A 26,376-nucleotide genomic window follows, 5' to 3' on the forward strand; every position below is an offset into this window, starting at 1 on the left:
GACTACGCACCCGGCGAGCCAAAGCGGCCGGAATCTTGACGAGGCCGGTAATAGGTATCCGGCACACGCAAGACACCCTGTGGGAGCGGCCTGCGGCCGCGTTGGCCGGTCGCGGCCGCGGGCTGGCTCCCACGGCACGAGTGTGACCCGGCGTTGCCAGCCCAAGCCATGCCCATCGTCGCCATCATCATCCCGATCTTCGCGCTCATCCTGCTGGGATGGCTGATCCGCCGCCACGGCGGTCTGGCCGAGGGCTTTTGGCGCGATCTGGAGCGGCTGATCTATTTCATCTTCTTTCCCGCCCTGCTATTTCACTCACTGGCGCACGCACGCCTCGATCTGCTGGCCGCCTGGCCGATGGTGGTGGTGGGGGTACTCTTCACCCTGACCGGCATGGGTCTCGGCCGCCTCAGCAAGAACCTCTTTCATGACCCGCTGCCGGTCTATGCCGCGGCCTTTCAGTGTTCCTTCCGCTTCAACAGTTTCATCGGTCTGGCAGTGGCCGAGGCGCTGCACGGCAAGGCCGGGATCGCCGCGCTCGGGCTGCTCATGGGCGTCCTGGTCCCCATGGCCAACCTGGCCGCGGTCGCCGTGTTGGCACGTCATGGGGAGGGGCGCTGGCTACGCGAATTGATCGGCAACCCGCTCATCCTTGCCACGGCTGCCGGACTCGCGTTCAGCCTGACGGGTCTGGAAGTCCCTGAACTGGCCAGTACCACCCTGGAGCTGTTGTCGAGAGCATCACTCCCCTTGGGTCTGATCGCCGTAGGCGCGGGTCTACGCCTGGACGCTTTAGACCACGCCCGTGGTCACCTGTGGTATGGGGTGGCGGTGAAGCTGTTGATCCTGCCTGCTGTCGCCTTGGGCCTGTCACTGGCTTTCGGTCTGACCGGCATTTGGTTTCAGACCGCGATCCTCCTGGCCGCGCTGCCGGTCTCCACGGTGGCCTATGTTCTGGCCAATCGCATGGGTGGGGACGGCCGGATCATCGCCGCCCAAGTGGCGGTGACCACACTGCTGTCGATGATCACCTTGCCGCTGTGGCTCAGTCTGAGCCGATAGGCTGGAGAGAAACCTCCAGTGACCGCGCTTCAGCGCTATAATTAGCCCGATGGCGTCAACACCCATCACGACATGATGACCCTTGACAATAACGAGAGCGCCATGGACCCCGAGAGACGATCACTTCCGAAAACGCCGACCGGGATCGCCGGGCTGGACCAAATCACCGGCGGCGGACTGCCCAGGGGGCGGCCGACCCTGGTCTGCGGCAGCGCGGGCTGCGGCAAGACACTGCTTGCTATGGAGTTCCTGGTGCGGGGGGCGACCCAGTTCAATGAGCCGGGGGTCTTCATGGCGTTCGAGGAAACCGCTGAGGAGTTGACGGCGAACGTCGCATCGCTCGGTTTCGACTTGGAGACTCTGATCGCGCAGCGCCAATTGGCCCTGGATTTCGTGTTCATCGAGCGCAGCGAGATCGAGGAGACCGGGGAGTTCGACCTCGAAGGGTTGTTTGTCCGGCTCGGTTACGCCATTGACAGTATCGGTGCCAAGCGGGTGGTGCTCGATACGGTGGAAACGCTCTTTGCCGGATTGCCCAATCCGATGATCCTGCGCGCGGAGCTGCGCCGTCTCTTTCGGTGGCTGAAAGATAAGGGGGTGACCGCGATCATCACCGGCGAGCGCGGCGAGGGCCTGTTGACTCGCCAAGGACTCGAGGAGTACGTCTCCGACTGCGTTATCGTACTCGACCAGCGTGTGAGCGACCTGATCTGCACCCGGCGCTTGCGCGTGGTCAAGTACCGCGGTTCTGCCCATGGGACCAACGAATATCCCTTTCTCATCGATGAGGATGGCATTTCGGTGCTGCCTATTACCTCGCTGGGCCTGCAGCATCGTGCCTCGGAGGAACGGGTCTCGACCGGTATCGCCCGGCTCGACGCCATGCTGGGCGGAGCGGGTTACTACTGCGGCAGCAGCGTCCTGGTTTCGGGGACGGCCGGGACCGGCAAGAGCAGCCTTGCCGGCCATTTTGCCGAGGCCGCCTGCCGCCGGGGTGAGCGCGTGCTCTATTTTGCCTTCGAGGAGTCGGCCAGCCAGATCATGCGCAACCTCGGTTCAGTGGGGATCGCTCAGCAGCCATGGGTGGAGCAAGGACTGCTCCAGTATCGGGCGACCCGCCCGACCTTTACCGGGTTGGAGCCGCACTTAACGGCGATGCACAAAGCGATTGAGCAATTCAAACCGCGTATCGTCGTCGTCGATCCATTGAACAGCTTCATCAGCGCGGGCAATGAGTCCGAGGTCAAGGCCATGCTGATGCGGCTGGTGGATTACCTGAAGCTCAGTCAGATCACCGGGTTCTTTACCAGTTTGACCACCGGCGGCAGCGGTCCCCATCACACCGACGCTGCCATTTCATCGCTGATCGACACCTGGCTGATGCTGTTGGCCGTCGAATCGGGCGGAGAACGCAATCGTGTCCTGAGCATCCTCAAGTCGCGCGGCATGGCGCACTCGAATCAGACCCGCGAGTTCCTGATTACATCCGCCGGGGTTCAGTTGTGCGACGTCTATACCGGCGCGGGCAGCGTCTTGACCGGGTCGGCACGTCTCGCTCAAGAGGCCGAAGAACGCGCGCGGCAGTTGGCGCTTCGCCAGGAGATCGAGCGTCAGCAACGTGCGCTGGAGCGTAAGCGTGCCGCCGTCGACGGACAGATTGCCGCCCTGCGCCTTGAGTTCGAGGCACAGCAGGCCGACACCCAAGCCCTGATCGAACGCCGGCAGGCGCGGGCGGCACAGTTGGCGCGGGAGCGGCTGGACATGGCCTGGAGCCGTAAGGCGGATACCCCGACCGAATCCGGAGAGCCATCATGACCACGGAACCCCCCGACTCAGGCGCCGAACCGGCGGACCTGATACCGACTGGAACCCCAGCTGGGCACGACGCATCCAACATCTGGACACTGCGGCTCTATGTCGCCGGCCAGACGCCGAAATCCATCGCCGCCTTTGCCAACCTCACGCGCATCTGCGAGGAACACCTGGCCGGCTGCTACCAGATCGAGGTGGTCGACCTGCTGGAGCACCCGCAACTGGCGCGCGGCGATCAGATCCTGGCGATCCCGACGCTGGTGCGGCAACTCCCGCCGCCGGTGCGCAAGATCATCGGCGACCTGTCGAATACGGAGCGGGTGTTGGTTGGGTTGGATTTGCTGTCGCGGACTTAGTCAGACGCCGAGCCCAAGCCTGTTGGTTCCAAGCCGAACCGCAACCGAGGAGTGATGGCATGTCGATCGAACCAGTACCTGATAGGATCCCGCCGGCGGAGGTCGTACTGACCGGTCCGCACCCGCAAACCTATGTTCTGCGGCTTTACGTGACCGGTGTGACCGCGAAATCGGCGCGCGCGATTGCCAACATCAAGACCATCTGCGAGGAACACCTGCAAGGGCGCTACGTTCTGGAGGTCGTTGACCTCTACCAACAGCCTGAACTCGCCCAAGGCCAACAGATCATTGCCGCGCCCACGCTCATCAAGGAACTGCCGCTCCCCTTGCGGCGGATCATTGGCGACATGTCGAGCAGCGAGCGGGTGCTCGTGGGGTTGGATGTGCGCCGGAACGGATAGGGATCCGTTCGTCATGAACGAATTGATTGCCGAGAATCAAGATCTGCGTGTGCGTCTGGCGGAGGCCGAGGAGACCCTGCAGGCGATCCGTGCCGGCGAGGTCGACGCCCTCGTGGTCTCGGGAGTCAACGGCGAGCAGGTGTTTACCCTCCAGGGCGCCGACTATCCGTACCGGGTGCTGGTCGAAGAGATGAGCGAGGGGGCGCTGACGTTGACCGTGGAGGGGGTGATTTTTTACGCGAACCGGCGTTTGGCCGACATGTTGAAGACGCCGCTCGAACAGGTCATCGGCGCGCGGTTCGAACACTGGATCGCCCCCGCTGATCAGGCAATTTTTTGGGCCTTGCTGCACAGCGACGATCCGCGGAGTCACTATCGGGAACTCAGCCTGGTCGCCGGCGACGGCACCACGGTGCCCTGCTATCTCTCGTTCACGGTCCTGCAGGTCGCCGAAATCCAGGGCTGCTTTTGCCTGGTCGCCACCGACCTGACCGAACAGAAACGCAGTGAGGCGATCGTGGCTGCTGAACGGTTGGCGCGGTCGATCCTGGACCAGGCGGCCGAGGCGATCGTGGTATGCGATAACGCGACACAGATCATCCGTGCCAGCGAGGTGGCGCATGCTCTGGCCGGTGGGAATCCGCTCGGCCAACCGTTCGCGCGGGTGTTTCCTTTGCAGCAGGCCGATGGTACGGCGTTTTCCCTGGATGCGATGTTGCAGGCCGGCGAGCGGCGCCGGCTGGAGGCTCGGCTGATCCGCCCGGGGTCGGTCGCGAGTCTCCTGGTCAGCATCGGACGCCTGGTGGGGCACCAAGGGGAGCGACTCGGCAGCGTGATCACGCTGAACGACATCACCCGGCGGGAACGGGCGGAGGCGGCCGTCCGGGAGAACGAGCAGCGCTTGAAGTCCATCCTGGAGTTTCTGCCCGTCGGCGTCTGGTTTTTGAATGCACGGGGCGAAATCGTCTTCGGCAATGCCGCCGGGCAACGGATCTGGGCCGGTGCACAGTATGTCGGCATCGCTGGGTTCGGGCAATACAAGGCGTGTTGGTCCGACACGAAACGGCCGCTCGCCCCCCACGAATGGGGCGCGGCGCGGGCCATCGAGCACGGTGAGACATCGATCGAAGAGGAACTCGAGATCGAGTGTTTCGATGGCACGCATAAGATCATCCTCAACTCGGCCGTGCCCATTCGTGATGGCGACGGCCAGATCGCGGGCGCGGTCATCGTCAATCAGGATATCACCCAACGCAAGGCCGCCGAGGACCAGATCCAGCAGCTCGCTTTCTACGACCCGCTGACCCGGTTGCCCAATCGGCGCTTGCTTCAGGACCGGCTGCGTCAGACCCTGGCGGCCTGCGGGCACGGACGCCGACAAGGGGCCCTCTTGTTCATCGACCTGGACAATTTCAAGGAACTGAACGACAGCCTGGGCCATGATATCGGCGACCTCTTGCTCCAGCAGACCGCCCAGCGTCTGCTGGCGTCAGTGCGCGAGGCCGATACCGTGGCCCGCCTGGGCGGCGACGAGTTTGTCGTGATCCTGCAGGATCTCAGCGAGCAGACCGACGAGGCCGCCGCCAAGGCGCTGCTGGTGGGCGCGAAGATTCAGGCCGCGCTCACGCGGTCCTACGAGGTCGCCGGTCACCACTGCCGCAGTACCCCAAGCATCGGCGCCACCCTGATCAGCGACTACGGGACGACTGTTGACGATCTGTTGAAGCGGGCCGATCTCGCCATGTACCAGGCAAAGGCGGCGGGCCGCAACACCCTGCGTTTCTTCGACCCGGAGATGCAAGCCGTCCTGGAGGCGCGCACTGCCCTGGAGAGCGAGTTGCGTGTCGCGTTGCGGGATGGCCAGTTCCTACTGTATTACCAGGCCCAGGTGGATGCCGACGGTCGTCTGACCGGGGCCGAGGCACTGCTGCGTTGGCAGCATCCACAACGTGGGCTGGTTTCCCCAGCCGAGTTTATCCCGTTGGCCGAGCAGACCGGCTTGATCTTGCCGCTGGGTCAATGGGTATTGGCGACTGCCTGTGCGCAATTGGCCGTTTGGGCACGCGCACCGCAGACCGCTCACCTGACCGTGGCCGTCAATGTCAGCGCCCGCCAGTTCCGGGACCCCGGATTTACAGAACAGGTGCGTGGCGTGCTTGAACAGCAGGGTGCCGATCCGCATCGGTTGGAGTTGGAACTGACTGAGAGCCTGCTGTTGGACGACATCACGGACACCATCGCGAAAATGACCGCGCTGAAAGACTTGGGTATCGGTTTTGCGCTCGATGACTTCGGCACCGGCTATTCGTCGCTGGCCTATCTCCAGCGCCTGCCCTTGGACCAACTGAAGATCGATCAGTCCTTTGTACGGGACGTGCTCAGTAACCCCAATGATGCGGCGATTGCCCGTACCATTGTCGCGTTGGGGAATACCCTGGGCCTTGCGGTCATCGCCGAGGGGGTGGAAACGCAGGAGCAGCGGGATTTTCTGTTCGCGAGCGGGTGCCGCGCTTTTCAGGGCTATGCATTTGGCCGACCGGGGCCGGTTGAAGCGCTGAGTAGGTTCTTTGAGTAACCGCAGTCGGTGCACACTGGGTCACCTTGGGTGATGTGACGTCATTTCCGGAACACCGGATACCACCCACCACCGGCTCGGATGTAGGTGCGACTTCAGTCGCACCGATTCGGACGCAGGTGCGACTGAAGTCGCACCTACATTGACGGGTATCCAAATTGTCGGAAATCGCCTAAAGCTCAGCAGTCCACGACGACGTCACGGCGATCGCCTTCACACGCATCTCGTGCTGCTCCGCCGTCGAGACGATCATTCCCGCGCACCCGATCGATGCCGATCAGTACGTCGACACCGGCCCCGCCTTCCATCCGATCCGCACCCGCACCGCCGTTCAGTCGATCGCGACCGGAGTCACCCGCGAGGGTGTCGTCACCCGTTCCTCCCATCAGCACGTCGGCACCGTCGCCGCCGTACAGGATATCGGTGCCGGGGCCGCCGAACAGGGTGTCGTTTCCGGCGTCACCGAAGAGCACGTCGTCGCCGCCGCGACCGTCGATGACATCGTTGCCTCCCAGACCGCAGATCACGTCGTTTCCGGCAGTCCCGATGAGCCGGTCGCGACCCTCGGTTCCCGTGATGGTACACACCGGATCGAAAGCGACCGCCCAGTCGGCGCTGAAGGCACCGGTGGTGCTTGCCAGCGGTGTGGCCACGGCCGCGGCGGCAAGTGTCGGCGCGTTGGCCGGCGGAGCGGCCGGAGCGGTTCGGGCGGCATTGGTGGCGGGCACAGCTGCCGGCGGGGTTGGCGCTTGGGGCGGCACCGGCATCGCATAGAGACCGCGTTCGCCACTGTCGAACGCGTAGGCGCTGACCAGGATCCGGGTGCCGTCGGGAGAGAAGCGGGGGTCGGTGAAATCGGTCAACCCCTCGGGTGTGATGTCGACCAGCGCGCTGCCGTCGGCATTGGCGACGATGATCCCCCAGCCGGGCGAGCCGCCGGTTTGACGCAGGTAGGTCAGCCGCGTCCCATCGGGCGACCAGGATGGGCTCTGGAAACTGAACTCGCCAGTCGGGCCTTCCACATAGGTGATCGGCCCCTCACCGGAGGCGTCGATCAATGCCATGGCGTTGAGTGTCAGCAGTTCCACGAATGCCACCCGGCTTCCATCGGGCGACCACGACGGGTTGTACTGTCTTGCCGGGACGGGTCCGGATGGGGTCTCGGCTGTCGGTTCGTTCACGATGAATGGACGTGGATTCGACCCGTCGGCATTCGCCCGATAGATATCGGATTCGCCCTCACGGACGGTCGTCCACAGGATCTCGGAGCCGTCCGGCGCCCAGGTGGGTGAGAAATTCTGCCACAGATACCCCACACCGCTCGGATCGAACTCGAAAGTGAGTTGGGTGGCGTTGCCGCCATCGGCATCCATGACCCACAGGTTTGAGAACGAGTACCCGAGCTCGAAATAGCTGTCGTTGAACAGGATTCTGGTTCCGTCGGGCGACCAGACCGGCTGGCTCGCATGACCCGGCAGCGCCGCCGTCAGGTTCGTCAGCCCGCTGCCGTCAGGCGCGACGGTGAAAATCTCTTCGAAGCCATCGCCAGCCCTATCGATCGCGCTGAAGGCGATCAACCCGTTCGGTCCGGCGCCCCGCAAGGCGGCGGCCGGCAACCACAGGGCCGCCGCGGCGAGGGTGAAGTTGAACAGGGTACGATTCATCATGCGTTTTCTCTGGGTCAATGTGCTGAGCCTGTCGGGCGGCTGGTCAGTTCAGTCCTTTGAGACGGTTAATCTCCGCGTTGCGCCAGGCGGCGATGGGTGCCCAGGGTCCGTAGAGGATGTCCTGGTCGGTGAAGGGCTCGCTGGGGTAGGTGCAGCCAACCAGCCAGGATGCGGGTTTGCGCAGGGGGCCGGGGATGCCGTCGGTCTCGGTGTGGCAGAACATCTGGTCGGCCATGCCGGCCGGACGCGGCTGGTCATTGATGTAGACGGCCATATCCAGCGCGTCCTGCGCACTCAAGGTCAGCGGGTCTCCCAGTGGCATGTGCTCCTTGATGTAGCCAGCCAGATTCTGGCTGTTGTAAAAGGCGGCCCCGCGGGAGTAGCCGTCCTTGCCCCAGAGCGCGGGGACCCGCGGGCGGTTTTCGCCACGCCGATACTCGCCACGGCCGGGGCCATCCTTGCTGTGGCATGTTGCACACTCGGCGTTGAAGAGGCCGCGTCCGGCCAGGGGATCGCCGCTCATGTTGGCTACATCGGGGTCGACCACCGGAAGTCCATTGCCCGGCAGATTGATCCAGCCGGGTCCCTGCATGTTGGGATCCGTCACCCCGTCGGAGAGCCACCGGATGTAGGCCACCATGTCACGCATCACGGGGTCGGTCTTGGTGGGGGTGCGGTCGGCGTTCATGCAGTTGCGAAAGCAGTCGAGGATCGAGTCCTCCAGGTCACGCCGGTAGTTGAGCGGCCGGAAATAGGGCAACCCGGCGTACTTGGCGGGTGACTGATACATGGGCGTACCGAAGGGAACATGCCCTCCGGTGAAGTGGCAGCTCGAACAGGCGATGGTCGTGGTGGAGTAGGGCGTCCCGTCAGGGTATTTCTTGTTGCCGTCGGGGCCGAGTGTCTTGCTGGTATGGTGAATGTACTCATAGCCGCGGCGTACGTCAGCCGGGGCCGTGCCGATCTTGCGGCAATTGAACCAGGCGCCCATGGCGTCGCAGTCGGGCTCGACGATCTTGCCGTCGAAACCCAGGTTGTCGGCCAGTGCCAGGGGTGCCAGCAGCGGCAAGGCGCAGGCGAGCATGGCGGTCTTCTTCATTTCAGTCCCCCTTCCGCCGATGGCGGTTGACGTTGATACGGGCGTTTCATGGTTGGTAAACACCCAGGCAACGCGCTTATTCCACCCGGATACAATTTTTCTTGACAGCGCTTCCGGCCGACCGGATCGCAGTCGTGGGCGCTGTCGACAGAAGCTAACCCGCATCCAGCGTGAAAAGCGTAATTTTCACGGTGTGTTCGGCCTTGGGGGTTTCCCCAGCTTCGGTGGGGACGCGGTTTAAAATTTATATTTGTCAATACTTTAAACCGCGCCAGATCCAGCAATCGGCGAGTCTGTCGGGGCCGATCCCATCCAAGAACATCGCTTACCGCGCTGAGCGCGGTTTAGACATGGAATAATCGACTGGCCGCGCGTGTTGACTCATTTAGTATGCCGACCGACGCAGGCGTAACCGCGGCATTCATACACGGTGCGGCCGATGACACCTCAATCCACAAAAACTAGACGGTGACGCAATGACCCAGGGAATCGACGGCCGGTTGCTCGCCGAGCAGATACCGCGGCTACGGCGGTATGCCCGCGCCCTGACCAGGAACGTGCAGACGGCGGACGATCTGGTTCAGGACTGTCTGGAGCGGGCCTGGCGCAAGGCGCACCACTGGGAAGCCGGGACCGACCTGCGCGCCTGGCTCTTTACCCTGATGCACAATGTCCATATCAATGCAGCACGCCGCAAGCGACCTGAGACCGAGCCCATGGAGCACACCAACTACGCGGACCCCAAGACCTCAGGCGCGGACAACGCGCTGGCACTCCGGGATCTCGAACAGGGACTGGCCCAGCTCTCCCCGGAACAACGCGAGGTGTTGCTACTGGTGTGTCTGGAGGATATGACCTACGAGCAGGTGGCCGCGGTGACCGGGGTACCCATTGGCACCGTCATGTCGCGCCTGCATCGGGCGCGTGAGCGGATGCGTGGGTTCATGGCGGATGAGCAGCGGCCCGGTTCGACGCCCAACGTGAAGCCTGTTCTGAAGGCGGTAAAATGATGAACGAGCGGCTCTCTCCCGAACTTGAGGACTTGCATGCCTATGTCGACGGCCAGTTGACCCCCCAGGCACGCCGCCGGGTGACGGCACGACTCGCCGCTGACTCGCAGGCGCAGCGCCAGGTGGACGACTACACCGCACTGCGGGATCGCCTGCGGGCGCTTTATGGTCCGGTTGCGCTGGAACCCGTGCCGCCGCGGCTGCTGCGGAAACCGCGATTCCGGCAGTGGCAGCGCCCAATGGCGGCAATGGCCGCGAGTCTGATGCTGCTGGTCGCCGGGGGGCTCCTCGGCGTGCAGTTGGAGCGCGGTCACCTGACGGTGTCGCCGATAGGCACGCCATCGATCGTGCGCGAGGCGGCCATGGCCTACACCGTTTACACCCCTGAGGTCCGCCACCCGGTGGAAGTTCCCGGCGACCAGGCGCAGCACCTGGTGAGCTGGCTCAGCAAACGCATGGGCGTGCCGGTCCAGGCCCCGCAGCTCGACACCTTGGGCTTCGGCCTGGTCGGCGGGCGTTTGCTTGCGAGCGACGATGGTCCGGGTGCGCTCTTGATGTATGAGAACGCCCAGGGGCAGCGCGTGGTGCTCTACGCCTGCCTGAACGAAGATCACGAGCGGGATAGCGCCTTCCGCTTCGGGCAGGAGGACGGTGTATCGGTCTTTCATTGGCTGGAAGGGCCGCTCTCCTACGCGCTGGCCGGCGAACTCGACCGCGGCGGCCTCCTGGCCCTGGCCGAGGCGATCTACCAGCAGACCGCGATCTGAACACCGCGGTCAGCGGATGGAATAAAAGGTGCTTGCCGGGTGTTAGCGCAGATGCAGGAACCGCCTGCATTCTTCTGTCCAACGTCGTTCGCTACCGGATACCTCTTATGAAACGCACCTTATTCTTTGTCGGCCTCTGTGCTGCCGGTCTCGCTCAAGCCGGGGTTCAAACCGCCTGGGTGAACTATCCCGGCGGCGTTGCGGTCGCGCGCGACGCGGCCGACAACGTCTTTACCGCGACCTGGGACTACAACCCCGCCGGTGACATCTCGGTGACGAAACGCAGTTCGAGCGGCATTTTGCAATGGGAGGTGCGTTACGATAACACCGATACCACCAAGCATGAGGTGGCCACCTGGGTGGCTGCCGACAGCGCGGGCAACGTCCTGGTATCGGGCACGCTGCGCTCGGGTTATTCAAGTCCGGTGAATGCGAACAGCATCCTGATGAAATTCAGCCCCACCGGACAACTGCTGTGGCGGCGGGTCTACGAGGGCTTTTTCGATGGCTCATCGACGAAGCGCGTGCTGGTCGACGCGCAGAATAATGTCTATGTGCTGGGTCTGGGGAGCGGTCCGGCCGGTATTGTCACCACGGTGAAAAAGTTCGCGTCGGATGGCACGGCGCTCTGGTCCTGGTTCGATACCGCCGGCATCGGCGCGCCGCTGCTGTTCAAGCTCACGCCCGACGGTCAACTGTTGATCAGTGGCCGCGGCAACAGCATGAACGGCTACGCCAAAGTCAGCACCGCGGGCCAGCCGATCTGGAGCGTCGCCGGGGTGCGCAGCCTGACCGCGGGCGACGCGGCGGGTGACGCCGACGGCAACACCTATCTGATCAACGGCAACTACACGGCCGGCACCGGTAGTGTACTGCGTAAGATCTCGCCGACCGGGGCCGTGCTGTGGGAGCGGACGCACCCGATGTCCGGTTTTTTCGTCGAAGTCGGTCCCGACGCTGCCCCGGTCGTTAGCGGTTTTCCCGCGACCGGTCTGGGTGGTGCCGCCTTCATCAAACACGCGCCGACCGGAGAGTTACTCTGGGCGAACCAGGACGCCGATGGTCCCACCGTAGGCTTGTTGGCACACGCACAGTTGCTGATGGACACCAGCGGCAGCGCCTATCTGGCGGCCGGCGCCATGACCGCGATGGGGGTGACCAAGGTGCGTGCCGATGGCGTCGCCGACTGGACCGCGCTGGTCCCCGGCAGCGGTTACGCCAACAGCATTGCCTTGGGCAGCGCAGGCCAGGTCTATGTGACCGGCGGTGTCACCGCGCGATTGGACCAGGACTTGCCGCCCCCGCCACCGCCGCAGGCTGACCTGGCGCTGACACTGGTCGATGCGCCGGACCCGGTTCGGTTGCGCGGTGAACTTGTTTATACGGCGACCCTGCGCAACCTGGGAACGGCACGGGCGACCGGCGTCAGGTACCAGCAGGTGCTGCCAACCAACGTGACTTGGGTTGGTTCGGCACCGTCGCAGGGCACTTGCTACGGCTCCCGCACGGTGAACTGCTACCTTGGCGCGATAGCCCCGGGTGCTGCCGTCACCCTATCTCTAAGGGTGCAGCCGCGTGCCCGCGGCGTGCTCCCGGCCAGTGCCACGGTAACGACCACCGCGGCGGATGCCGATCCGTCCAACAACACGGTTAGCGTGAGCACGACCGTGACGCGCTGAGCGGCGATCGGAAGCGGTCTGGTTTGTTTGGGCCGGGCCTTTCGGTAGCATCCTCAAGCGTCGCGGTGGTCGGATCGGCATCGATCGCGCTTAGGTGATTTCCGACAATTTGGATGCCGGTCAGTGTAGGTGCGACTTCAGTCGCACCTGCGTCCGAATCGGTGCGACTGAAGTCGCATCGACATCCGAGCCGATGGTGGGTGGTATCCGGTGTTCCGGAAATCACCCTAGCCCGTCCTACGCGCGCCGAACCCCGAACCCGCTCTTTCGGCTGATACGTTTACTTCTGTTGTTCCAACGCTGCCAGCGCAGCGCGTAGCGCCACCCCGGATTCGGTCAGGACGCCCGGCTCGTGCCTGGTGAGAGCGTCCAGTACCGTGTTGACCAAAACCAGCACCGGCCCCAGCGTCTGATCGACATCCTCGGCGTTGAAGCGGTGGAAGCCCTGATAATCCGCCCGCAGCCGATCGGCCTCCAGGCGCCCCAGGGTCTTCAGGTGGCTCGCGTCGAAGGTGCCGGGTTTGACGAAGTGGGCGGCGAACAGTCGCTGGGTGCCCTCATGGGTCCGGGCCTCGAGGCCGTGGGCCAGCAGCAGGGCGCGGACCGCATGCAGGCTCGCGTAATAGAGATTGGAGACCCCTTTGCGATGGACCTGCGCCGCGCGATTGGCGGCGAGGCTGCGCAACTCGTCGAGCAGCAGTGACAACTCGTCCGCGACGGCACTCAGGCGTTCTTCTTCGCCCATAACTCAATGCCCTCACGGGTGATGGCGCGCAGCAACGCCGGATTGGCGGGTTCCCCCGCCCGGAGCAGGAGCGGACGCAGGTGGGGGAGATCCTCGAACCCGGCCTGGGCTTCAGCCGCCAGATCCGCCAGTTGCCCCAAAGTGGCAGCCGCCGCGGTCGCGGATGCGAAGACCGCTACGTCGAGGTCGGAATCGGCGTGGCCGGCGCCGCGCGCGCGGCTGCCGAAGATCAGGATACGCTCGATCCCCGCGGCGCCCAGGGTCGCGAGTGTGCGCTCGACGAAAGTCGCCAGCAGGTGTCGCTCGCCGGGGGTGAGATGGCCGGTCGGCGATGTCCTGTCGGGCGTGCTTGGGGTCAATGCATGTTATCCCGCGGTGCTGGATCGGCAGGCTGTGGGCCGCCGGCCTGATCCAGGTAATGACGGGCCTCGGCGAGCAGCCGCTTGCGGCCGAACAGAATCTGCCACCGATTACCACCGATCTGGCGCCACAGCAGCGCCGAGCGGACGGCGGCCAGAAGCAGGGCGCGGATGCGGTGTTGGTTGTCCGGGTTCTGCAGGTGCAGCGCCACGCCGCGCACCAGGATGCGCGGCGACAGGCGGCTGAGCACCTCGCTGTAGAGATCGGCGAAGTGCGCCAGCACATTGGGGTGCAGCAACGGGAAGTGTTCGCGCTTCTCGTTGGCCGCCTCAATGCCCTCGCCGATACGCGCGAGCAGGTCGGGGCGGGCGGACAGGCTGCGTTCGAGCTTGAGGACCGAGACCACACAACGGGTGAGTTCCAGGTCGCGCTCGAGTCGGCCGGTGAGTTGCGCGATGACCTGACGTGCCCCATTCGCCACGGCCCCCGGTGCGCCGTAGACGGCGGTCACGTCATCCGCATCGACCTGGAACAGACTATAGATGCAGGGTTCCATGGCGCTGACGTCGGCGCTCCCGGTGCGGGCGATGCGTACCACGCTGGCGACCGCCTGAAACATGCCGGCGAAGGCGGTGATGCGATCCTGATCGTCATGGGCCATGGGGGATTCGGCTCCTTGGGGCGATTGCTGACAAGGTGACAGGATACCAGCCGGCGCCCCGTTTTGCCTTGAGGCGATTACGGTTGTGCCCGGTCCACCGTGGCTCCGCCAAGACAGCAATCCCCCGCGTAAAAGACCAGGGCCTGGCCGGGTGTCACGGCCCGCTGGGGTTCCGCAAACCGGACCTCGCAGCGGCGCTCCGTGATGCGGATCAGCGTGCAGGCCTGCAAGGGCTGGCGATGGCGCAGTCGGGCCTGACAAGGGAAGGGCGCCGGGCCGGGTGGAGACCCGCTGATCCAGTGCAGCCGGTCGGCAGTCAGAGACTGGGACTGGAGCAGTGGGTGATCGCCGCCCTGGACCAGGATCAGGCGGTTGTGGGCCTGATCCTTGGCCGCGACGAACCAGGGCGCCTCACCGCCGCCCGCCACCCCGCCGACGCCGAGTCCCTGGCGTTGGCCGATGGTGTAATAGGCCAAGCCCTGGTGTTCACCCAGGCGGCGCCCGTCCGGGGTCTCGATCGGACCGGGCTCGCGCGGCAGATAGCGGGCGAGGAAGTCGCGGAATCGCCGTTCGCCGATGAAACAGATGCCGGTGCTGTCGCGCTTGCCGGCATTGGCGAGCCCGAGCCCGCGGGCGATGGCCCGGACCTCGGGCTTGGTGAGCTCGGCTAGCGGAAACAGGCTACGGGCGAGTTGCGTCTGGTCCAGGAGATAAAGAAAATAGGTCTGGTCTTTGTTCGGATCGGCACACAACCGCAGTTGGCAGCCGTCCGTGTCGCGGATGATCCGGGCATAGTGACCGGTGGCGATCACGTCGGCACCGAGCCCCAGGGCGTGATCCAGAAAGGCGCGAAACTTGATCTCGCGGTTGCACAGCACATCCGGGTTCGGGGTGCGCAATGCCCGGTATTCCTCCAGGAAATACGCGAAGACCTGGTCCCAATACTCGGTGGCGAAGTTTACCGTATGCAGCCGGATCCCCAGTCGTTCGGCCACCGCGGCGGCATCGGCCAGATCCTGGGCGGCGGCACAGTAACCGGGTGCGTCGTCCTCCTCCCAGTTCTTCATGAACAGAGCCTCCACCCGGTATCCCTGCGCGATCAGCCGGTGCGCTGCCACCGCCGAGTCAACCCCGCCGGACAGACCGACCATCACCCGATCGACGGGTGTTATGCGAGCACCCATACCCCCATCTCCTCTGACGCGTACGGCGGCGCCGACCGGTCGCCAATACGCTTCTGAACCGTTAACCATAAGTGAAACAAGTCATCCGGGAAGATGACAGTCCCCTCGACCGCTGTCGCGACTGCCAGCGTGCGAGGTTGCGTAGTCAGGGCTTCCAGCCCTGACCGTTCCAGTCCCGACGCCGTCAGGCCAGGATGGCCTGACTACGCACTTTCACGGTAAAGTCTCGACCTCCAGTGGCCGGAACGATGACCAAGGCCCCGTCGCGGCGGGCCGTCGCTCCCACGGGGTCACCGCGCGACTTTCACGGGAAGCCTCGACCTGAAGTGGACTCTGACGATCTCCCGACTCATAAGCAAGTTTCTCTTGATCGATAGCAATACGCCACCCTCGCCGTTGCCCTCCGTGCAGGTTGCCCAGGCCCAGCCTGCTGACCGCGGGGCTGGTGCAATGGGACGGCTATAGCTATCGGACGTGATAACCGGACAAGGGGCGGGTTTCAAACCCGCCCCTACACCAAGGCTCTGTCCGGATATCAGGTACGGAGGCTATATCAGGTAGGAAGGCGATACCTGGCCGGGCTGAGTCTGGACAGCGGCTGGCTGGTGCTCTTCGACCGCCGCTCGGGTCAGCCGCCGATCGCCGGGCGCACCGCCCACACCGAGCAACACAGGCCGCAGGGCCGGTGTATTGTGGTGGTACGCGCCTGAGCGGGCGCCATGTCACCCGGTCTCTACCCCCTGGAGTGATTCCCTGGAGTAACGCCATGCGCTTTTTCAACACCGCGGGTCCGGTCCGGTCCGCGGATCACTACTGCCTGGCGCCATTGCGCCGCTGGGATCTGGACGAGGTGCTTGGAGCGTGAATACGCGATCGGTTCGGGCCGGATGGACCTGTGTCTGCGCTATGGCAGGGTAACGCTCGGGATGGAACTCAAGGTCTGGCGCGACGGCGCTTCCGACCCGCTGCCCGAAGGGCTGGTGCAATTAGACGGCTATCTGGCCGGATTGGGTCTGGACAGCGGCTGGCTGGTGCTTTTCGACCGCCGCTCCGGGCAGCCGCCGATCGCAGAGCGCACTGTCCATATCGAGCAACGCAGCCCTCAAGGTCGGTGCATTGCGGTGGTGCGGGCGTGACTGGCGGCGATCCCCTGCGAGATATGATCTGCCGCGTCGTCCAAGCGGCCAAGATCGCCTTCGACAGGCCTCGATCATCGTTCCGGCCAGCATCGGCAGGAATGACGTCTTACGGGGACAGTCTCGAACTGCGCAACGAGCGCGAACCCAAGATATTTAGACAGGATTAACAAGATTTACAAGATGTTATTCTTTTTCAATCTTGTAAATCTTGTTAATCCTGTTAATCCTGTCAAGAAATTTTGGAACTGGTCAGGGTCGCGGCCGGAACCATGATCAAGGCCTCCGGGGTGGCAGGCACGATGCATCTGTTCCAATCAGGCCCCATGGATTAGAGCGAAACATTTCGGTCTCTCCCAGGTGTCGATATACTGAGTCTTTATGGAATCGATCCACTCCATCAACCCCGAACGCATCGCGTGGTGCTGTGCCGAGCATAGCATCACGCCGGGTGAGCTTGCGTCTCAAGTCGGCATCTCCGCAGCCAGCATCGAACGGGTGATGGCGGGTGAGGATAGTCTGACGTTCAACCAGTTGCGCAAGATCGCCGACTATTTTGGCCGAGGTGTGCTGTTCTTCTTGGAGGCCGGGCCAGTCGACGAGGCGCAAGTGCATACGCCGCACTTCCGCACACTGACGACCCAGAAGCCGGAGTTGTCCGCCAGACTCAGGGCGCTGATCGAGCGGGTGGAAAGACAGCGGGCGGTGTATCTGAGCCTGCGCGAGGACTTGGACGACACCCAGCGGCCACGTTTCAGTCCGCCGGACTTACCCGAACACGACGTTCGTTCGGCGGCCTGCATCACTCGCCGGTGGCTGAGCCTGGCCGAGGATAACTGCTTCGATACTTACCGCGCGGCGGTGGAAGCAAGGGGCGTACTGGTCTTTCGTAGTAACGGCTATAACGGCAAGTGGCAGATTGCCAAGGAAAGCCCGATTCTTGGCTTTACTTTGTACGACCAGGACTGCCCCGTGATTGTCGTCAAAAAACGGGCCGCCGAGACGCAACAGTCATTCACACTCATGCATGAGCTTGGTCACTTGCTGTTGCACAAGGCCAGCTCGATCGATGACGAGCAGGATCTGCAATCGCTCGAAGGCCGGGAGCGTGATGCAAACGCCTTTGCCGGGCATCTGTTGGTGCCCGACGCTTTCCTGGCCGGCATCGACGACGCGCAGCGGCCTGACGAGGTGACGCAGTACGACGATTGGCTCAAGCCGCAGCGCAAGGAATGGGGCGTGAGTGGTGAGGTGATCCTGCGCAGGCTTCTGGATGGCGGGCGTTTGTCGCGCGAGCAATATAGCGCTTACCGGAAGTGGCGGGAGCGAGTGGTCGCAGCACCAAAGGACGGGGGAAGCCGCATGTACCGCCACCGCGAACCCAAGCACGTATTCGGTGACACCTTTGTGCGAACGGTGTTGGATGCCCTGAACGCGCGCCAAATCACGCTAGCCAAGGCAAGTAGTTATCTGGACAACCTGAAGATTAAGGATCTGCATGAGTTGGAACGGCACTATGCAGATCTTTGATGCTTCATCAATGATCTACGCGTGGGATAACTATCCAGTGAATCAGTTTCTAGGTTTGTGGGACTGGATACGGATTCAGGTTGAGGAAACGGAATTGGCGATGCCGAGCGTGGCCTTTGATGAAGTTGCCAACAAGACACCGGATTGCGGTCAGTGGCTCAGAGACAACAATTTGGTCATTCTGGAAATTGGCAATGCGATCTTACAGGAAGCAAAACGTATCAAGAGGTTGCTCGGGATTGTTGATGACAGGTATCATCCAAAGGGCGTCGGAGAGAACGACATATTAATCATTGCAACAGCCCTTGTCCATGGAGTCTGTTTAGTGTCAAACGAGGGGAGACAAAAACTCCCCGACATTCCGGCGAAGATGAAGATACCCGCTGTATGCGCGATGTCTCAGGTCTCGGTCGATTGCATCAGCTTCATCGAGTACCTTAAGCAATCCGGAGCAGTTTTTCGATAGCTGGAGCGTCCGAGTTCCAACTATGTTGGTGTAGGGTCGGGTTTTAAACCCGCCCCTACGTCCGGTTATCACGTTCGACGGCGCTATGACCTTTCGCGGCAGGTGTCGAAAAAATGCCGCACTGAGCCATCGCGCAGCGCGGCCCGCTGGCCTCAATGCGCCCGGCATTGACCAAAAAGGCAAGGCGGGCGCTGAAGAATCCGTCCCCCGGCAGATTGCGTCCGTCGCAGTGCGGCAGTGCGCCATGGCCGTGCCCACCACCAACCCTACCGCCCGCCAGTCCGGGCCGCAGGCGGCCAGCAGCAAGGGATCATAGTAATCGCCGGGCACTCCCACCACGCGCCCCTGCTCCAGGCGCCGAACGGGACCGCAGGTGTCACTCGCGGCCACCGCGTTTTTGCAGGCGGAGCCAAGGCGACTCAGGGTGGCATCGATCTTGGCTTGATCGTCAGCCAAAGCGGGGTTCATCGAGCCGACGGCGAGCATGGTGAGCATGGTGAGCATGGTGAGCATGCTCAGGATGAGGGTAGGTTTCATGTGCGTTTCGTTTTGCGTTGTTGGTCTGGATCGGACAGGCGCATCGGTTAACGGTACGTCCGAAAACGGAAGTCTGTCTATCCACTGCGCGAAGCGCGTTTTCCCAAAAACGAAGTGCGGCTGCCAGGGTCTAGTCGGGGAGGTGGGTGCCGCCGGGCACCACCCGACGGTGCAGCCGCCGGATGGTCTCCGCGGGCCGTTCGCCGAACTCCCGCCGATAGGCATCCGCAAAGTGACCCATATGGAAAAAGCGAAATTTCATGGCGACCTCGGTGACGGTGGTCACCTCGCCCCGGGCCAGCAATTCCTGCCGGATGCTGTGCAGGCGTGCGCGGCGGACGAACGCCATCGGCGTGCAATGGTGGTAATGCCGGAAGGCGAGTTGCACGGCGCGCGGCGAGACGCCAACGAGCGTCGCCAGGGTATCAACCGAGAGTGACTCCTGAAGATTGGCCGCGATCCAGTGTTCGCAATCGCTGAGCTTGATCCTGCCCAGCATGGGATCGGGTGGAGCGGCCGACGGGAAGGGCTCCGCGAGGCAGTCCAGAAAGAGGCTGAACAGTGTTTGCTCCAGGTGCTCCGCCGTCGGTCCACTGGCCAGGGGCGTGTCGGGCTGGTTCAGTTCACGCGCCGCCCACTGGGCCAGGGATCGCAATGCGGCACCGGCAGGCGACGTCAGGTCGCGGTGCCTGGCCCATTGCTCGAAACGGGCACTTGGCAAACCGCGGATCCGCAGTGCCTGTTCGACCCGGGTGGTGGGATATTCCAAGGCCAGGAGCCGGACCGCTTCGCTGTCCATCCGGACATCCTGGCCCGGAACCACGATGACCGCGGAACCGGGCCCGGCGACCGTGGATTCGGCATTGATCTGGTGCAGCGAGCGGCCCTCCTCATGGAGGAGGACGGTGAAGCGGTCGCCCCCCAGCGTACAGCGCACCCGTAGCGGGGTGGGGCAACGGACGAACGTGAGTCCGGTCTGCCCGATCTCGACATGATTGACGATGGTCTCGAACGGGATATGCCCCTTGATCGCGACCTCGTGCTTGCCCCACAGTTCACCCATGACCTGGCGGGATTCGTCCAGATCGCGCGTGTGGAGCAAGGCAAAGTGGGTCAGATAATCGGCGGGTGGGGTGTCGTTCACGGCTGTCGGTTGCGCGGCCTGTTGTGAATATAGCCGTCGGACGTGATCATCGGACGTAGGGACGGGTTTGAAACCCGCCCCTACACCAAGGGTCGGTTTGGATATCAGGTATGAAGGCCATAAAAGAACATAATCTCGGATGTCAAGCGTTGGTTAGCACCTGCTGTCTTTCGCCGCATCGAGCCGTTCGAGCAGCAGGTCGCTGCCGGCCCGCTGCCATTCCATAGCGGCCTCGATGTTGTCGCTCATCGTCTCGCTCCACAGGCGCTGCCATTCGCGCACGGACCTGCTGGTCGAATCAGTGCCGGTCAACCAGCCGCCCTGGTTGAGAACCTTCTGTGCGGCGGTCAACCAGAACTCCGACACCATCCAGCCGAGGCGCCACGCCTCCCAGGGATTGGCGATCTGCGTGGGGTACAGGCTGATGGGAAAGCGAGCTTGCTGCGCGGTCATGACTGAGTAAACCTCAATGTTATAAATTGATGCATTGTTGGCAGCGCTTTGGGTCTGAGTCCATTGTCGCCGCTCAATCCTCTGTATTGGCAAAAAGGTCGGCAATGGCCGGACCCAGGCTTGCGTTCGGCCGGACCGGGGCGGGCAGGCCCAGATGCAGGTAAGCGGCCTGGGTCGCCATGCGCCCGCGCGGGGTGCGCATCAGATAGCCTTGCTGGATCAGGTAGGGCTCCAGCACATCCTCGATGGTGCCGCGCTCCTCACCGATCGCCGCGGCCAGACTTTCAACCCCCACGGGTCCGCCGTCGAACCGTTGGATCACCGCCGCGAGCAAACGCCGGTCCATGTGATCGAAGCCCAGCGCGTCCACCTTAAGCATAGCCAGTGCCTGGTCGGCAACTGTGACGGTGATCTGCCCATCGGCACGCACCTGTGCGAAGTCGCGCACACGGCGCAACAATCGGTTGGCGATGCGCGGGGTGCCGCGCGAGCGGCGGGCGATCTCGGCCGCGCCGTCCGGTTCAGTGGGGATGGCCAGGATTTCGGCGGATCGGCGCACGATGGTGGTGAGATCCTCCGCCGAGTAATACTCCAGCCGTTGGACGATCCCAAAACGATCACGCAGCGGCGAAGTCAGGAGTCCGGCGCGCGTGGTGGCGCCGACCAGGGTAAAGGGCGGCAGGTCGAGCTTGATCGAGCGGGCGGCCGGCCCCTCGCCGATCATGATATCGAGTTGGAAATCCTCCAGAGCCGGGTAGAGAACCTCCTCGACCACCGGGCTCAGCCGGTGGATCTCATCGACGAACAGCACATCCCCGGCCTCCAGGTTGGTGAGCAGGGCGGCCAGGTCACCCGGCTTCTCCAGCACCGGCCCCGAGGTCTGGCGCAGGTTGACCTGCATCTCGTGCGCAATAATGTGGGCCAGCGTGGTCTTGCCGAGCCCCGGCGGCCCGAAGATCAGCACATGATCCAGCGCCTCGCGGCGGGCGCGCGCGGCACCGATGAAGATTTCCATCTGCTCGCGCACCGCCGGCTGGCCCACATAATCCGCCAGCCGGCGCGGGCGGATCGCCCGGTCCAGGGCGCTGTCGTCGCCGGCGGCGAGCGGGCTGATCAGACGATCCGGGTCAGTCGACATACAGGTCTCAACATATCCTCAGTGGCGATTGGCAGTTTGCGCCGCGTTCGATCAGCGAATCCGACGGCGACACCGCGAATCCGTAGGGTCCGCTGTGCGGACCGACCGCCTCGCCGTCAGTCGACACGGTCGGGTTTATCCAGCCGCCGAATGTCGATGGTTCCGATCCGGCAACTGTCGGTATTCCGAACAGCGCTTCGGCGTCGGGATGCCCTTGCCCGGATTGAGCAGTTCCTCCGGATCGAAGGCGCGCTTGACCGCGTGGAACTGGGCCAATTCGGTCGGACTGAACTGGACGCACATCTGGTTGATCTTCTCGATGCCGACCCCGTGCTCCCCGGTGATGGTACCGCCGACCTCCACGCACAGCTCCAGGATGCGCCCGCCCAGATCCTCGGTGCGCTCCAGTTCGCCGGGCTTGTTGGCATCGAACAGGATCAATGGGTGCATATTCCCGTCTCCCGCGTGGAAGACATTGGCGACCGCCAGACCATATTGGGCCGACAACTCCGCGGTGCGGCGCAGCACCTCCGGCAGGGCGCGGCGCGGGATGGTGCCGTCCATGCAGTAATAGTCTGGAGAGATGCGCCCCACGGCCGGGAAGGCCGACTTGCGCCCCTTCCAGAACCGCAGCCGCTCGGCGTCGTCACGCGAGGTCCGCACCTCGGTCGCCCCGCTCGCCAGCAACAGGTCGCGCACCTGCACGGCCAGTTCCGCCACCTCGGCCTCGGTGCCGTCGATCTCGCAGATCAGGATGGCCGCCGCGTCGATCGGATAGCCGGCATGGGCGAAGGCCTCGGCCGCCTTGATCGCCGGCCCGTCCATCATTTCCAGCCCCGCCGGAATGATCCCGGCCGCGATGATCTCACCCACGGCATGGCCGGCGCGCTCCACATCGTCATAGGCGGCGAGCAGCGCCTGCGCCCGTTCCGGCACGGGCAGCAGCTTGACCGTGACCTCCACCGTCACACCCAGCATCCCCTCCGATCCGATATAGAGCGCCAGCAGGTCATACCCCGGCGCGTCGGGCGCCGCCGAGCCGAGTTCGATCAACTCGCCCTCCATGGTCACGAACTTGATGCCCAGGACGTTATGCACCGTCAGCCCATATTTCAGACAGTGCACCCCACCCGAGTTCTCCGCCACGTTGCCGCCGATGGTGCAGGCGATCTGACTGGACGGGTCCGGCGCGTAGTAGAGCCCGTGAGGCGCCGCGGCCTCGCTGATCGCCAGATTGCGCACTCCCGGCTCCACCCGCGCCCGACGCGCCGCCGGGTCCAACTCCAGGATGCGGTTGAACCGCGCCAGACTCAGCACGATGCCGTCGCTCAGGGGTAGGGCGCCCCCGGACAACCCGGTGCCGGCCCCCCGTGCCACCACCGGCACCTGCTGCTCGTGACACAGCCGCAACACCCGCTGGACCTCCGCCACCGTGCGCGGCAGCACCACCAGCAGCGGCAGTTGGCGATACGCCGAGAGCCCGTCGCACTCATAGGGCCGCACCTGCTCCTCCTGCTCCAGCACGGCATCGGCCGGGAGAAAGTCACGCAGCGCGCCGACCAGCTCGGCGCGGGCGGACGTCAGAGCAGGCTCGTGGAAGTCGGTCGTGGCGGTATGCAACAGGCTCATGTGGACCTTAGTGGGGCAGGGCGTGCCCGGCTGGGTGGTAGACGCGGCAGTGATGCCAGAGGCTAGAGCATTCGGGCGCCGCCGACAAATTTCAGCCCCCCGGATCGCGAAACCCTTCGCCCGGCGCTCGCAACGCGGTACACTCTACACCCCGCGGAGGCCAAGCGCCTCGCGGACTCCAGTCAGACGCCGGCGTAGCTCAGTTGGTAGAGCAGCTGATTTGTAATCAGCGGGTCGGGGGTTCGAATCCTCTCGCCGGCTCCAATAAAACAAGGGCTTAGGCGGATTCCGTCTGAAGGAGCAATTCCTGTTCCCGATAGACGGGGCCGATGAGTCGGCTTGGCTCCGGTCAGGGTGCCCCGCCGTGGGGTCGGTCAGTCCAGGGCCTTGCCTGCAATCCGCTCGCGGGCCTTGTCCGGGTCCCAAGTCCGGCCGATGTAGATCGATCAGATCTTGCTGGCGTCCTTTTGAAAACCGATGCGCAGCATAGGGCGATCGTTTATTTCGGTCCTAACAAAAGCGGCGTCCGGTTGTTTCTCCCGCTAGCAGCCTGTCGGACTTGATGAGGTAACCGATTGAAGTTAAAAAGTTTCAGCTTTTTTGGCGCAAATTTTTTATCTTCTATAATCAAGTTCTTACGCTGCAAGTCCGACAAACTGCTAGACCCCACCAGTGAGCCGGATCTTACGCCGATGCTCGGATTGCAGGCAGAATCGCTCGTCCGGGTCTCGCACGGTGCGTCGGTAAAGGTATCCATTACTCACCCCTGCGCCTGCACGGTCCGCGCGTTCAGCCAGGCGTCAACTTGCGTCGGGCCATATCGGACTAGGCCTCCGATCTTAATAAAAGGCGGGCCGTCGCCTCGCACTCGCCACATTTGCAATGTACGGACCGAAATGCTCATCCGCTGGGATTCGATCCGCTGCGCGGAAGCAAAAAGAGCGCGCACACAAAATATAGTAAAATTTCGCGGTGGGGCCGACTTCGCTGGAAGTCGGCTTCAATGGCGCGCATTGATGCGCAACCTTCAAGAAGGGGCCGGGTCAGGGCGGTGAAGGGGCCGCCCGTTCGTGGATCAGCCTAGACCCGGTCGTAACAGGTCAGTGGTCGGTCAGTTCAAGACGCCTTTCAATCCGCTCTATCCGTACCTCCAGCTTGTCCATCGCGACTTGGTGCCGGGCGTCGGTCTCATCGCCATGGGCAACTTCCCGCTTCACCAGGCTCATGCCGACCTCAAGGCTCGTCATCCGGTGTTTCAAGTCGCTCACGTCCTCGGCAATCTGATCGACCCGGCCACGGATGTGGCGCAGGTGTTCCAGGACGAGGCTTTCAATGTCTGCGGTCATCAGGGTTCTCCAGGTCTAGGGATCTTCAACGGGGGCAGGGCTTCACTTCGCTGCCTTGCGGGTCGGTAGCGCGGTCACTTCGGCCGTGGGGGTCAGTCCAGCCGCCCCCATGATCCGGGCGCCGTGCTGGTCCAGGGCGGCTCTCACCGAGTCCTCACCGAAGCGGGCATAGACGGCGGTTGTGCTTTGGTTGGAGTGATTCAGAACCCGGCCGATCAGGTGTAGCGAGTTGCCGGACTGCGCGAGCCAGGAACCGACCGTGCGGCGAAGGTCGTGCAGTCGTACATCAGCGACCCCGGCCGCCGTGCGGACTCGCCCCCAGGGCTTGCTGATGTTGACCAGATGGGCGCCGGGCAGCTTGCCGGGCAGGATGAAGGGGTTGCCGTCCGCTTGGGGCAGGTCGCGCAGCAGGGCCACGGCAGGGGGCGACAGTGGGATGTAGTGCACCCGGCCGGCCTTGGTGTCGTCGGGCAAGCGCAGTTCCGCCCGTGTCCAATCCACATCGGACCATTGGGCCGTGAGTAGCTCGGTCTTGCGGGCGCCGGTCAGCAGGTACAGCCACAGGGCCGCGCGTGCCGATGCGTTCGGTTCCTCGTTGATCGCTTGGGCCAGGCGGGGCAGTTCGTCGGCACTCACCCAGCGGTCGCGCTTGGCCTCGGTGAAGCGGTCAATGTCGCGGGCGGGGTTGCCGTGCCCCTCGGGGACGAATCCCCAGCGGCGGGCAAGCTCGAACATCTTGGACAGCAGGGCAAGTACCCGGTTGGCCTCATAGGGGGCGCGCTTGCCGATGGTGCGGTGCAAGGTTTCCACGTCCGGCCGGGTGATCGTCCGCGCCTCGAGGCTTCCCCACTTGGGCAGGACGTAGGTATCAATCCGCCGTTGGTCCTCGCTGCCTGACTTCTTGGCGTTGCCGTGTCGATCCATGTAGGCGAGGCACAAGTCGCGCATGGTTTCGCCTTGGCGTTCCTGCTCGCGGGTAGCGACCGGATCGGCGCCTTCGGTTTTGACCTTCGCCAGTTGCGACCGGGCCACGGTGCGGGCTTGGTCCAGGGTCAGCACGCCATAGGTGCCGATGGTCAACAGCCGTGACCGCCCGGCCGCGCGGTAGGACAGGACGAACCCTTTGCGTCCGCTCGGGAAGATGCGGCAGCCGAACCCTGGTACTTCGTCATCCCACAGGACGCACCGGGCGTTGTTGGTGCCGGTGTAGGTCGCCGCGTCAATCGCTCGCTTGGTCAGTCTCACGTCGTTCGCTCCCCTGGTTTTGAGTCAGCACTGAGTCAGCAGAAGGGGGCGACTCAGGGCGTACCGTGTAGTAAAGGATAGCACAAGCGGACGAGGTAAGCTGTTGTTGCAGATTAGTTAAACGTAACAAATGGGAAACGAGCGAACGCCCGACTCTCAGATTTGTAATCAGCGGGTCGTGGGTTCGAATCCTCTCGCCGGCTCCAATAAAACCAGGGCTTAGAGTAAAATCTAGGTAACTTCTCAATAACTCACGGCACAGCGGCGCCCGCCAGGGCACGCTCACGGACGATATCCGCCAGAGGAGGGATGGCCCCGTGCTGCTCGATCCGGTCGGTCAGGTAGTCCCAGAACGAGATGCCCAGTTTTCGGCA

23 protein-coding genes, 1 tRNA gene and 1 pseudogene are annotated in these 26,376 nt (G+C 63.7%); 12 read left to right on the plus strand and 13 right to left on the minus strand.

Features of this window, described 5'->3' with window-relative positions:
• Positions 1-153 precede the first annotated feature (153 nt).
• The 5 genes from QZY03_RS25405 (at position 154) to QZY03_RS25425 (ending at position 6,206) form a co-directional block, all read left to right on the plus strand.
• A complete protein-coding gene (locus tag QZY03_RS25405; RefSeq protein ID WP_295585818.1) occupies positions 154-1,062 on the plus strand; it encodes an AEC family transporter in 909 nt (302 codons plus the stop codon).
• 102 nt (positions 1,063-1,164) lie between these two features.
• Positions 1,165-2,877: a circadian clock protein KaiC gene (gene kaiC / locus QZY03_RS25410; protein WP_295585820.1), complete on the plus strand. Its 1,713-nt coding sequence runs from the start codon at positions 1,165-1,167 to the stop codon at positions 2,875-2,877.
• Positions 2,874-3,230: a circadian clock protein KaiB gene (gene kaiB, locus QZY03_RS25415; protein ID WP_295585822.1), complete on the plus strand. Its 357-nt coding sequence runs from the start codon at positions 2,874-2,876 to the stop codon at positions 3,228-3,230. The genes kaiC and kaiB overlap by 4 nt, the downstream gene beginning before the upstream one ends.
• 59 nt (positions 3,231-3,289) lie before the next feature.
• Positions 3,290-3,631, plus strand: a complete 342-nt coding sequence (locus tag QZY03_RS25420; RefSeq protein ID WP_295585824.1) for a circadian clock KaiB family protein — start codon at positions 3,290-3,292, stop codon at positions 3,629-3,631.
• A 13-nt stretch (positions 3,632-3,644) separates the two neighbouring features.
• Positions 3,645-6,206, plus strand: coding sequence for an EAL domain-containing protein (locus QZY03_RS25425; protein ID WP_295585826.1), 2,562 nt, complete (start codon positions 3,645-3,647; stop codon positions 6,204-6,206).
• 179 nt (positions 6,207-6,385) lie between these two features.
• Here QZY03_RS25425 and QZY03_RS25430 read toward each other — a convergent pair whose 3' ends face one another.
• Together QZY03_RS25430 and QZY03_RS25435 are read right to left on the minus strand one after the other, a co-directional pair.
• Positions 6,386-7,873, minus strand: a complete 1,488-nt coding sequence (locus QZY03_RS25430) for a hypothetical protein (RefSeq protein ID WP_295585828.1) — start codon at positions 7,871-7,873, stop codon at positions 6,386-6,388.
• Between the two features lie 43 nt (positions 7,874-7,916).
• A complete protein-coding gene (locus tag QZY03_RS25435) occupies positions 7,917-8,972 on the minus strand; it encodes a c-type cytochrome (RefSeq protein ID WP_295585830.1) in 1,056 nt (351 codons plus the stop codon).
• A gap of 476 nt (positions 8,973-9,448) precedes the next feature.
• Between QZY03_RS25435 and QZY03_RS25440 the strand changes: the two genes are divergently transcribed.
• The 3 genes from QZY03_RS25440 (at position 9,449) to QZY03_RS25450 (ending at position 12,428) form a co-directional block, all read left to right on the plus strand.
• Positions 9,449-9,982: an RNA polymerase sigma factor gene (locus QZY03_RS25440; protein ID WP_295585832.1), complete on the plus strand. Its 534-nt coding sequence runs from the start codon at positions 9,449-9,451 to the stop codon at positions 9,980-9,982.
• Positions 9,979-10,749, plus strand: coding sequence for an anti-sigma factor (locus QZY03_RS25445; RefSeq protein WP_295585834.1), 771 nt, complete (start codon positions 9,979-9,981; stop codon positions 10,747-10,749). The genes QZY03_RS25440 and QZY03_RS25445 overlap by 4 nt, the downstream gene beginning before the upstream one ends.
• A 107-nt stretch (positions 10,750-10,856) precedes the next feature.
• On the plus strand, positions 10,857-12,428 hold the full coding sequence (locus QZY03_RS25450) for a hypothetical protein (RefSeq protein WP_295585836.1): 1,572 nt from the start codon (positions 10,857-10,859) through the stop codon (positions 12,426-12,428).
• A 280-nt stretch (positions 12,429-12,708) separates the two neighbouring features.
• Here the strand turns inward: QZY03_RS25450 and QZY03_RS25455 are convergent, their stop codons facing one another.
• The 4 genes from QZY03_RS25455 to mnmA all read right to left on the minus strand — a co-directional run bounded on the left by QZY03_RS25455 (position 12,709) and on the right by mnmA (position 15,378).
• Positions 12,709-13,173, minus strand: a complete 465-nt coding sequence (locus QZY03_RS25455; protein ID WP_295585838.1) for a HEPN domain-containing protein — start codon at positions 13,171-13,173, stop codon at positions 12,709-12,711.
• The gene (locus QZY03_RS25460; RefSeq protein WP_295585840.1) at positions 13,152-13,532 is read right to left on the minus strand and encodes a nucleotidyltransferase domain-containing protein; all 381 of its coding nucleotides are present in this window, start codon (positions 13,530-13,532) and stop codon (positions 13,152-13,154) included. Before QZY03_RS25460 ends, QZY03_RS25455 begins: the two co-directional genes overlap by 22 nt.
• The gene (gene hflD / locus QZY03_RS25465) at positions 13,529-14,194 is read right to left on the minus strand and encodes a high frequency lysogenization protein HflD (RefSeq protein WP_295585841.1); all 666 of its coding nucleotides are present in this window, start codon (positions 14,192-14,194) and stop codon (positions 13,529-13,531) included. Before hflD ends, QZY03_RS25460 begins: the two co-directional genes overlap by 4 nt.
• A 77-nt stretch (positions 14,195-14,271) precedes the next feature.
• On the minus strand, positions 14,272-15,378 hold the full coding sequence (gene mnmA / locus QZY03_RS25470) for a tRNA 2-thiouridine(34) synthase MnmA (protein WP_295585843.1): 1,107 nt from the start codon (positions 15,376-15,378) through the stop codon (positions 14,272-14,274).
• Positions 15,379-16,232: 854 nt separating this feature from the next.
• Between mnmA and QZY03_RS25475 the strand changes: the two genes are divergently transcribed.
• The 3 genes from QZY03_RS25475 (at position 16,233) to QZY03_RS25485 (ending at position 18,510) form a co-directional block, all read left to right on the plus strand.
• A complete protein-coding gene (locus tag QZY03_RS25475) occupies positions 16,233-16,514 on the plus strand; it encodes a hypothetical protein (RefSeq protein ID WP_295585844.1) in 282 nt (93 codons plus the stop codon).
• 381 nt (positions 16,515-16,895) lie between these two features.
• Positions 16,896-18,044, plus strand: a complete 1,149-nt coding sequence (locus QZY03_RS25480; RefSeq protein ID WP_295585846.1) for an XRE family transcriptional regulator — start codon at positions 16,896-16,898, stop codon at positions 18,042-18,044.
• A complete protein-coding gene (locus QZY03_RS25485) occupies positions 18,031-18,510 on the plus strand; it encodes a DUF4411 family protein (RefSeq protein ID WP_295585848.1) in 480 nt (159 codons plus the stop codon). Before QZY03_RS25480 ends, QZY03_RS25485 begins: the two co-directional genes overlap by 14 nt.
• Before the next feature lie 240 nt (positions 18,511-18,750).
• Here QZY03_RS25485 and QZY03_RS32265 read toward each other — a convergent pair.
• From QZY03_RS32265 to QZY03_RS25505, 5 genes and pseudogenes are all read right to left on the minus strand, one after another.
• Positions 18,751-19,272 (minus strand): annotated as a pseudogene (locus QZY03_RS32265) (DUF3658 domain-containing protein); the annotation flags it as partial.
• Positions 19,178-20,191 (minus strand): AraC family transcriptional regulator, encoded by a 1,014-nt coding sequence (locus tag QZY03_RS25490; protein ID WP_295585850.1) that lies wholly within the window; start codon positions 20,189-20,191, stop codon positions 19,178-19,180. The pseudogene QZY03_RS32265 and the gene QZY03_RS25490, both read right to left, overlap by 95 nt.
• Before the next feature lie 153 nt (positions 20,192-20,344).
• Positions 20,345-20,644, minus strand: coding sequence for a hypothetical protein (locus tag QZY03_RS25495; RefSeq protein ID WP_295585852.1), 300 nt, complete (start codon positions 20,642-20,644; stop codon positions 20,345-20,347).
• A 73-nt stretch (positions 20,645-20,717) separates the two neighbouring features.
• Positions 20,718-21,782: a Holliday junction branch migration DNA helicase RuvB gene (ruvB, locus tag QZY03_RS25500; protein WP_295585853.1), complete on the minus strand. Its 1,065-nt coding sequence runs from the start codon at positions 21,780-21,782 to the stop codon at positions 20,718-20,720.
• 135 nt (positions 21,783-21,917) lie between these two features.
• Positions 21,918-23,411, minus strand: coding sequence for an FAD-linked oxidase C-terminal domain-containing protein (locus tag QZY03_RS25505; RefSeq protein WP_295585855.1), 1,494 nt, complete (start codon positions 23,409-23,411; stop codon positions 21,918-21,920).
• A gap of 188 nt (positions 23,412-23,599) precedes the next feature.
• Between QZY03_RS25505 and QZY03_RS25510 the strand changes: the two genes are divergently transcribed.
• Positions 23,600-23,675, plus strand: a tRNA-Thr gene (locus QZY03_RS25510).
• Positions 23,676-24,511: 836 nt separating this feature from the next.
• On the opposite strand, the gene QZY03_RS25515 is transcribed toward QZY03_RS25510, so the two are convergent.
• Both QZY03_RS25515 and QZY03_RS25520 read right to left on the minus strand, forming a co-directional pair.
• Positions 24,512-24,757 carry a hypothetical protein gene (locus QZY03_RS25515; RefSeq protein WP_295585857.1) on the minus strand — a complete coding sequence of 82 codons (246 nt, stop codon included), beginning with the start codon at positions 24,755-24,757 and terminating at the stop codon, positions 24,512-24,514.
• A 42-nt stretch (positions 24,758-24,799) separates the two neighbouring features.
• Positions 24,800-26,002 carry a site-specific integrase gene (locus tag QZY03_RS25520; protein ID WP_295585859.1) on the minus strand — a complete coding sequence of 401 codons (1,203 nt, stop codon included), beginning with the start codon at positions 26,000-26,002 and terminating at the stop codon, positions 24,800-24,802.
• Between the last annotated feature and the right edge of the window lie 374 nt (positions 26,003-26,376).

It is taken from the genome of uncultured Lamprocystis sp., from assembly GCF_903933125.1.
Lineage (GTDB): Bacteria > Pseudomonadota > Gammaproteobacteria > Chromatiales > Chromatiaceae > Thiodictyon.